The following is an 8,879-nucleotide window of genomic DNA, read 5'->3' on the forward strand; positions in this document are numbered from 1 at the left end:
TTTTTATATGTTAAAATTTGAAAAAAATATTGATATATTATAAAATAAAAGTAAAAATGAAAGAGGCAAAATATGAAAAAATATTATTATATTATATTCAGTATAATTGCTTTAAATATACTTTTGATAATTGAATGGAGATTAAGCTTATCATCAATGATTCTTATATTTGGTATGTGGAGTATTTATGGAGTAAAAATATTTAAAGAGATAGCGTACAGTAAAAATATTAAATGGATAAATACAGTATATAAAATCTATAAGACTATTATAATAATATTTGTATCAACATTTCTAATAATAGAAAGTGCAATTCTTCTAAACATCAATCAAAATAAAAATGTAAAATCCCATGAAAATATAGAATATTTAGTAGTTTTAGGCGCTGCTATAAATGGAAAAGAAGTATCAAAAACCTTAAAGGCAAGACTAGATAAAGCACTTGAGTATTATAATAAAAATAAAGACATTAAAATCATAGTATCGGGTGGACAAGGTAAGGATGAAGTCATATCTGAAGCTGAGGCAATGTATAGATATTTAATAGATAAAGGAGTAGATTCAAAACAAATTATTAAAGAAGATAAATCAACAACAACTTTTGAAAATCTAATATATAGTAAGCGAATATTAAAAGGAAAAAACAAAGAGAAAATAATTATTGTTACCAATGACTATCATTTACTTAGATCAAGAATTATAGCCCATATATTAGGTTTAGAAAATGAAGGATTATCTTCACAAAGTTCACTATCCGGAAAACTTTACTACACAGTTAGAGAATATCCAGCTATGGTAATATATGTAGTAAAAGCTGCTATATTTAGATTATCTAATAGTGTTTAGAATTTGTGAAAAATAAATAAGTATAGATATATTGTAATAAGTATGATATTATATACTTAAGTAATAAAAATAAAGTATAGTATCGCGGAGTGGAGCAGTTGGCAGCTCGTTGGGCTCATAACCCAAAGGTCGTAGGTTCGAGTCCTGCCTCCGCAACCAAAATAAGTATAAATATAACTCTTATATCTATTGATATAAGAGTTTTTTAATTAACTGAGGAAAAATATCTGCAAATAAAAAAATAAATGATAAATTCAACTATAGCAAAATACCACCAATATTTAAATAATGGTGGTATTTTTTATATTCTATTTATATTTAGAAATAATTAAATACTAATTGGAAAACTTAATATTAAATTACAGTAGTATAAGGAGATTTATATGAAAAGTATATTAATAGCTCAAAAATCTAAAATAATGCCTAAACAAGTAATAGAAGAAATAAATAAATTTGAAAATATAGTTAAAAGCCCTTATAGTGATACTTACTATAATACATCTGATATATCTTGGACTCATAAGCCAGAGGGAAGCTTAAGAATATCTGACCATTGGAATTTTAAGTCTAGAGGAGAAACTCATTGTCAGCTAGATTATACACATGAATATATAGAAGGATATTGGATATTGGGAAAATACATAAATGGAAAATATCACGTGCTAAAAAAATTTGGTGAAAGTATAGATGGATATAAATTTAATTCTATTTCTAAAAATAATATAGAGTTATTAAAAAAATTATATGATATGGGTGGAATAGTTAAATCTTATAATTGGTATAAACAGTATAAAGTAAAACCTACATTAGCGAAAGAAACTTACACAAAAAGCGTAAAGAATTTATTAAAATACATGTCTATTGATAGGATACAAAGATATAAATCAACTAATCCAAAAGTTAGAAAGATAATATTTTTAGATGATAAAACTATGGAAACAGTAGAGAAACTACTTAAAGTGTACGAATCTAGTAAAGAATTAGAAAATTTATCTAAAAGTGAAAAAGGTATTAAAACTTTAATAGATGGCTATAGAGCTTATGAGATTAAAGAAGTTTTAGATTGTGAGTATGAGAAGTTTATCTTAATATTGGATAATAATTTAGCCATTGATTTTATTTTTTAGGCCTTTTATATTCTCTTATTTAATAAATAGATTTTTCATATGTTTAATGTATACGTTATTTCGATAAATTATATAATAAATTTTTAAATTTTATACAAAAAATTATTTATTTATCATATATAGATATTTATCTTCATATGCTTTATTAAATAAAAGATAAGGATGGTGTAAAAATGTTTAATAATTTAATATGTGAAAAGAAAGATAACATTTACATTATCAAAATAGACAGAGAAGAATACTTAAATTCACTAAATGAAGAATTGCTAAATGAGTTAGACAAAGCAATAGATATACTTAAAGAAGATGAAGAACTTTATGTGGGGATAATAATTGGACAAGGTAGGGCATTTGTAGCAGGTGCTGATATATCAGCTATGAAAAATATGAGTGTTGAAGAGGCTAGAAAGTTTTCTATGAAAGGAAGCAATGTATTTAGAAAAATAGAAACCTTAGACAAGCCCATAATAGCAGCTATAAATGGTTTTGCTTTAGGAGGAGGTTGTGAACTTGCTATGAGTTGTGATATTAGAATTGCAAGTTCGAAAGCAAAATTTTCTCAACCAGAGGTAGGCCTTGGAATTATACCTGGTTTTTCAGGGACACAAAGGTTAGCAAGATTAGTAGGTACAGGAAAATCTAAAGAGCTTATATATACAGGAGATGTTATTAAAGCAAAGGAAGCTTATGAAATAAATTTAATTAATAAAGTTGTAGAACCAGATGAATTAATGAAAGAAGCTATAATTATGGCTGAAAAAATATCTTCTAAAAGCCAATTAGCTATCAGATACTCTAAAAATGCCATAAATAAAGGGTATGAAACGGATATTGATACAGCTATTAGTATAGAGAATTATTTATTTAGCTTATGTTTTTCAAATGATAATCCTAAAGAAGGTATGAGTGCTTTTTTAGAAAAAAGACAAGCAAAATTTAATATTTAATGGGGGGTATTTTATGAAAGTAATGGTCATAGGAAGTGGAACTATGGGTAGTGGTATCGCTCAAGTTTTAGCTTCTAATAATAATGAAGTAATCATTAGAAGTTTGCATATTGAAAGCATAGAAAAAGCAGTAAATTCTATAACTCTAAATTTAGAGAAAAGTGTTACGAAAGGGAAATTAACAGAAGAAGAAAAATTAAAAATATTATCAAATATTACAATAACAACAGATATAAATAAGGCAAAAGATTGCGATTTAGTAATAGAGGCAATAGTTGAAAATATAGATGAAAAAAAGAGCTCTTTAAAGAACTAGATAATATATGTAAAAAAGAAACAATACTAGCAACAAACACATCTTCATTATCAATAACAGATATATCAATTAGTACAAAAAGACCCGATAAAGTAATCGGAATGCATTTTTTCAATCCTGCGCCAGTTATGAAATTAGTAGAAATAATTGACGGTATGTTCACTTCAAAAGAAACTCATAATACTATCTTTAAATTATCTAATCAAATACAAAAAACTCCTGTAACAGTAAATGAAGCACCAGGGTTTATAGTAAATAGAATATTAGTGCCTATGATTAATGAAGCCATAGGTATATTTGCAGACAAAGTAGCAACGGCTTCTGATATAGATGAGGCTATGAAATTAGGTGCAAACCATCCTATAGGACCTTTAGCTTTGGGAGATCTTATAGGGTTAGATGTATGCTTAAATATAATGGAAGTGTTATACAGTGAATTTGGAGATTCAAAATATAGACCTCATCCATTACTAAAAAAAATGGTAAGAGCTAAACTTTTAGGACGAAAAACGAACAAGGGATTTTATGATTATAAATAAGGGCTGAAAAAAGTGGATAAATAAGAATTATTAAAGCAAATGTATAAAGCATTTGCACAAAATAAAGTATCACCTATTACACATGAAATAAACGAAGAAGAAAGATTCCAGTATGAGACAGTAGATTAGTATCAGCTGTACGTAGAATAGGTTCAAAGGAAAGTTTGGATGTCCTATATGAATTAGCAGATATAGTCATTGTAGGAGATGAAAATAAGGTAGTAAAAGAATTAATAAATAGCCTAAAAAATAAATAAATTCAAAATCAGGGGGATATATATGAAATGTACTTTAAAAATGAGAATGGGATTAAATGATGCACATTACGGTGGTAATTTAGTAGATGGAGCTAAAATACTTCAATTATTTGGAGATGTAGCAACTGAATTATTAATAAGAAATGATGGAGATGAAGGATTATTTAAAGCTTATGATGAGGTAGAGTTTATTGCTCCAGTTTATGCAGGGGATTATATAGAAGTAATAGGAGAAATAATTGGTTTTGGAACAACTTCAAGAAAAATGAAATTTGAAGCTAAAAAAGTGGTTATACCAAGAACTGATATAAATGAATCAGCAGCGGATTATTTATTAGAACCCATAGTTGTATGCAAAGCAAGTGGTACTTGTGTAGTACCTAAGGGTAAACAAAGATCTTAGGAGTTAGAAATAATAGATCTAGGGGGTAATCCAGAAATAGAAGTATTTGATAAGGGCATGATAGATACGTATATAAGGTTAAATAAAGTTTTATAAATGATAATATGCATTTTAACTTTGTTATGGGAGTAAATTAATATTTATGAAGGAAAGTATACCAGAAACTGAAAATTTTATAGTTTCTGGTATTTTACATTTTTTGGTATAGGAAAGGATCAATTTGAAATGGTAATATTAAGTATGCTTCTAGGTTGAAATGTTAGAGTTGGTTTTTCGGACAACGTCTTCTTAAATAGAGGTGTATTAGCTTCATCAAATGGAGAATTAGATAACTTATGAACCTGCAAAAGAATTAGGATATGATCCAGGGTTTGGGCCAGGAAAATTTGACGAGGATGTAGCAAGTTTTGCAGTAACTGAAATTTTTAACAGAAGTGTGTAATAAAAGTAAAAAAATATAAATATAATTAATTAACAGAAAATGATAAATATTCTGTTAATTTAAATTAGGAGGAAGTAATTTGGATACAAAACCAAAAACCCAAAGGAAAGCAACTTTAGGTGAAGCATTAATACCAATAATATTTTTAATTGCAGTATTAGCTTATTCACTAGTTAAATTAGGTGCAGACCCTCACATTCCACTAATATTAGGAGCTGTTGTAGCAGCAACTATAGGTATTACTAGATTAGGATTTACATGGAAGGAAATGGAAGAAGGCGTTTTAGATACTATAAAAATGGCAATGCAAGCTATATTAATTCTTATGATAGTAGGAGCATTAATTGGAACTTGGATACTAAGTGGTACAGTTCCAGCTATGATTTATTGGGGATTAAAGATACTATCTCCAGGAATTTTCTTAGTTGCTACTACATTAATATGTTCAATAGTATCTTTAGCTACTGGTTCATCATGGACTACAGCTGGTACAGTTGGAATAGCATTAATTGGTATAGGTCAAGGTCTTGGCATGCCAGCTCCTCTTGTAGCGGGAGCGATAATATCTGGGGCATATTTTGGAGATAAAATGTCGCCACTTTCAGATACTACAAACTTAGCACCAGCTATGGCAGGTTCAACATTATTTGAACATATAAAACATATGATTTACACTACAGGTCCAGCTTTGTTAATAGCACTTGTTTTATACGGAATAATAGGTATGAAATATGCAGGAAAAGAATTAGACTTAACTCAAATAGAAGCCATTAGAAATGCTTTAGAAGGATCATTTAATACTTTATCTCCAGTACTACTAATACCTCCAGTTATAGTTATACTTATGGTTGTGTTTAAAATGCCTGCTATACCAGGTCTTGTAATAGGAACTTTATTAGGAGGAGTATTTGCTGCAATATTCCAAGGTGCAGACTTAGGAGAAATAATAAACGCAGCTCATTATGGATTTGAATCAACAACTGGAATTGCAGAAGTTGATGCACTTTTAACTCGTGGAGGCCTAGATAGTATGATGTGGACAGTTTCTCTTATACTATGTGCTTTAACACTTGGAGGAATACTTGAAAAAACAGGAATGTTAGAAGCGATAGCTAGCGCACTTTTAAAATTTGCAAAAGGAACTTTTGGTCTTGTATTTGTTACAATATTCTCTTGCCTATTTACTAACTTAGTTACAGGAGAGCAATATTTATCTATCGTTTTACCAGGTAGAATGTATAAAGATGAGTATAGAAAAAGAGGACTACATCCTAAGAATTTATCAAGAGCATTAGAAGATAGTGGGACACTTTTATCACCACTTATTCCATGGAATACATGTGGAGCTTATATGTGGGTTACATTAGGAATACATCCATTTGCATACCTACCATTTGCATTTTTAAACTTGATAAATCCATTAGTATCATTATTCTATGCAGCTACAGGAATAACGATGGAAAAGTTACCATCTGAAGAAGCAAAAGATATTAATATGTAATATAAAAATTTGTAGATAATCCATCTATATTTTAAAAGACCTGACTTTTAAGTCAGGTCTTTTAAAATATAGATGGATATAATATCATTTGAATACCTAATATTAGCATTATTAAGTTTAAAAGTAAACTTAAGGTATTTAAATCATTTTTATTTTTTAATGATATAAATATTTCAAATGTATCGTAAATAGAAAATAGTATAAATCCTAATCCACCAATCTTGGAGTTTAAATCAAAGAATATGTAAAAAAGAAGTAAGGTTATAGAAAGTACTGGTAAAAATGAGATTATTATCTTTGCCAAATAGGTATTTTTCATTAAATCACTTCCTATTACTAGATATATGCTAATAAAAAAAAATAAAACCTCCCAAATGAAGGTTTTAATCTATTAAGCCTTTAACTTCTTGAGGAGTTAGTCTTCTCCATTTACCTGGTGCTATACCATTTAATGTTAAATCCATTATCCTAACACGTTTTAGTTTTTGAACTTCATAATTGAAAGTTTCACACATTCTACGTATTTGTCTGTTATACCCTTGAGTTAATACTATTTTAAATGTACGATTATTTACTTTAGTAACAGGACATTTTTTAGTAACTACATGTTTCTTATTAACAGGGTTAAATATGCGAACTCCATTTGACATATTATTTATAAACTCTGGTGTAATATTTTTATTAACAGTTACAACATATTCTTTTTCATGGTTATTTTCAGAACGTAATATTTTATTTACTATATCACCGTCATTTGTTAGTATAATTAACCCCTCTGATGGTTTATCAAGCCTACCAACAGGGAAAATTCTCTCAGGGTAATTTATATAATCAATAATATTTCCTTTTATATGCCTTTCTGTTGTGCAAGTTATACCTACGGGTTTATTAAGCGCGATATAAACATCATTTTTCTTTTGATGTAATCTTTTACCATTAACCTTTACAACATCTCCCGGATTTACTACTTGCCCTATTTGTGCCACGTCTCCATTTATCAAAACTTTTTTACTTTGAATTAATTTATCTGCTTCTCTTCTAGAACATATTCCAGTCGAGCTAATATAGTTATTTAATCTCATAAATGTCTCCTTATAATACTACATGATAACTTATTAAGTATATTATAGTTAATAATCTTAATCAAGGGGTGTAATAATAAGAACTTTTGGTGAAGATATGCATATATTGTTGTATAAGGGGTGATAATACGATGAATTATAGAGATTTATTTGAAGGAATAGAAACTCCTGTAAAACTTCAAAATGGCTCATATATAGTTCCTATAAACTTTGATAATGGAGCAACAACGCCTCCTTTTAAAAGTGTAATAAATACTATTTTAGAAGATATAAAGTATTATGGACCAATATCAAGAGGTCTTGGTCAAAAAGGAGATATATGTACACAAAAATTTGAAGATGCAAGAGAAGAAGTATTAAAATTTTTTAATCTTAAAGAAAGTAATACCCATACTGTAGTATTTACAAAATCAGATACAGAAAGTTTAAATATACTTTCTGATATATTGATTAAAGGTAAAGATATAAAGGTTATGACTACAAGAATGGAACATCATGCTAATGATTTACCATGGAGATATTCATCAAGCGTAGTATATATAGATGTAGATGAATTTGGTAGAGTCAATATAGATGATATAGAAAAAAAACTTATAGAAAATAAAGGTAGAATAAAATATGTGTCTATAACAGCGGCTTCAAATGTGACTGGCTATGTTAATCCTATAAATCATATAGCTAAAATATGCCATAAGTATGATGCTAAAATAATAATAGACGCAGCTCAACTTGTAGCCCATCAAGAAATAAATATGAAGGGTGAAACTGATGACGAACAAATTGATTTTTTAACATTTTCAGCTCATAAAGCATATGCACCTTTTGGAAGTGGAGCATTAGTTGGACTTGTAGAAGATTTATCTAATGTAGATCCATTTTTAAAAGGTGGAGGATGTGTAAAAGGAGTATTTGATGATAATGTACTTTGGGGCTTACCTCCGCAACTTCATGAGGCCGGAACTCAAAACTTTTTAGGTGTTATGGGTATGGTACAAGCTCTAAAAGATTTAAAAGAAATTGGATTTGATAATATATCTAAACATGAATCTGATATAAAAGATCATCTTATAAAAGAAATGAATAAAATTAATAATCTTATAGTTTATGGAGATAGTGTAAATACTCAAGATAGATTAGGAGTAATATCTTTTAATGTTAAAAATATGAACTATGAAAAGGTAGCTCAAAAAATGGCAAAAGATATGGCAATAGCACTAAGATGCGGAAAGTTCTGTGCTCATCCATATGTATATAGATTATTAAATATAAGTGATATGAATGCTTATATTGATGTATCTAGCGGTTTAGAAAATATCGGAATGATAAGAGCTAGTTTAGGCCTTTATAATACTATAGAAGAAGCAAATATATTCTTAAATGCCTTGGAGTATATAGCAAAAAATAATTAACTATAAAAAA

8 protein-coding genes, 1 tRNA gene and 1 pseudogene are annotated in these 8,879 nt (G+C 28.3%); 8 read left to right on the forward strand and 2 right to left on the reverse strand.

Annotated features, from left to right (window positions below; all coding sequences use genetic code 11):
* The first annotated feature begins 72 nt into the window (after window positions 1–72).
* From BN899_RS06575 to nhaC, 7 genes and pseudogenes are all read left to right on the forward strand, one after another.
* Window positions 73–846, forward strand: a complete 774-nt coding sequence (locus BN899_RS06575) for a YdcF family protein (protein WP_052356685.1) — start codon at window positions 73–75, stop codon at window positions 844–846.
* Between the two features lie 83 nt (window positions 847–929).
* Window positions 930–1,005: transfer RNA gene (locus tag BN899_RS06580), tRNA-Met, on the forward strand.
* Between the two features lie 224 nt (window positions 1,006–1,229).
* Window positions 1,230–1,973: a hypothetical protein gene (locus tag BN899_RS06585; RefSeq protein ID WP_052356687.1), complete on the forward strand. Its 744-nt coding sequence runs from the start codon at window positions 1,230–1,232 to the stop codon at window positions 1,971–1,973.
* Window positions 1,974–2,146: 173 nt separating this feature from the next.
* Complete coding sequence (locus BN899_RS06590) at window positions 2,147–2,920, forward strand: enoyl-CoA hydratase-related protein (protein WP_042273972.1); 774 nt, start codon at window positions 2,147–2,149, stop codon at window positions 2,918–2,920.
* Between the two features lie 13 nt (window positions 2,921–2,933).
* A pseudogene (locus tag BN899_RS20780) lies at window positions 2,934–3,775 on the forward strand (3-hydroxybutyryl-CoA dehydrogenase).
* A gap of 279 nt (window positions 3,776–4,054) precedes the next feature.
* Window positions 4,055–4,435, forward strand: a complete 381-nt coding sequence (kal, locus tag BN899_RS06600) for a 3-aminobutyryl-CoA ammonia lyase (protein ID WP_042273974.1) — start codon at window positions 4,055–4,057, stop codon at window positions 4,433–4,435.
* Window positions 4,436–4,956: 521 nt separating this feature from the next.
* A complete protein-coding gene (gene nhaC / locus BN899_RS06605) occupies window positions 4,957–6,378 on the forward strand; it encodes a Na+/H+ antiporter NhaC (protein WP_042273975.1) in 1,422 nt (473 codons plus the stop codon).
* Window positions 6,379–6,439: 61 nt separating this feature from the next.
* Here nhaC and BN899_RS06610 read toward each other — a convergent pair whose 3' ends face one another.
* Together BN899_RS06610 and BN899_RS06615 are read right to left on the reverse strand one after the other, a co-directional pair.
* Window positions 6,440–6,697 carry a hypothetical protein gene (locus BN899_RS06610; RefSeq protein ID WP_042273976.1) on the reverse strand — a complete coding sequence of 86 codons (258 nt, stop codon included), beginning with the start codon at window positions 6,695–6,697 and terminating at the stop codon, window positions 6,440–6,442.
* A 64-nt stretch (window positions 6,698–6,761) separates the two neighbouring features.
* Entirely contained in the window at window positions 6,762–7,460 is a 699-nt protein-coding gene (locus BN899_RS06615; RefSeq protein ID WP_042273977.1) for a pseudouridine synthase, read from the reverse strand.
* Between the two features lie 131 nt (window positions 7,461–7,591).
* On the opposite strand from BN899_RS06615, the gene BN899_RS06620 reads away from it, so the two are divergent.
* Complete coding sequence (locus BN899_RS06620) at window positions 7,592–8,869, forward strand: aminotransferase class V-fold PLP-dependent enzyme (RefSeq protein ID WP_081712186.1); 1,278 nt, start codon at window positions 7,592–7,594, stop codon at window positions 8,867–8,869.
* Window positions 8,870–8,879 lie beyond the last annotated feature (10 nt).

This window comes from Faecalimicrobium dakarense (assembly GCF_000499525.1).
In the GTDB taxonomy this organism is placed as follows: Bacteria; Bacillota; Clostridia; order Peptostreptococcales; family Peptostreptococcaceae; genus Faecalimicrobium; species Faecalimicrobium dakarense.

Coding starts and splice junctions, on each gene's coding strand:
- BN899_RS06575 (WP_052356685.1), top strand. CDS start 73: ATGAAAAAATATTATTATATTATATTCAGTATAATTGCTTTAAATATA.
- BN899_RS06585 (WP_052356687.1), top strand. CDS start 1,230: ATGAAAAGTATATTAATAGCTCAAAAATCTAAAATAATGCCTAAACAA.
- BN899_RS06590 (WP_042273972.1), top strand. CDS start 2,147: ATGTTTAATAATTTAATATGTGAAAAGAAAGATAACATTTACATTATC.
- kal (WP_042273974.1), top strand. CDS start 4,055: ATGAAATGTACTTTAAAAATGAGAATGGGATTAAATGATGCACATTAC.
- BN899_RS06610 (WP_042273976.1), bottom strand. CDS start 6,697: ATGAAAAATACCTATTTGGCAAAGATAATAATCTCATTTTTACCAGTA.
- BN899_RS06615 (WP_042273977.1), bottom strand. CDS start 7,460: ATGAGATTAAATAACTATATTAGCTCGACTGGAATATGTTCTAGAAGA.
- BN899_RS06620 (WP_081712186.1), top strand. CDS start 7,592: ATGAATTATAGAGATTTATTTGAAGGAATAGAAACTCCTGTAAAACTT.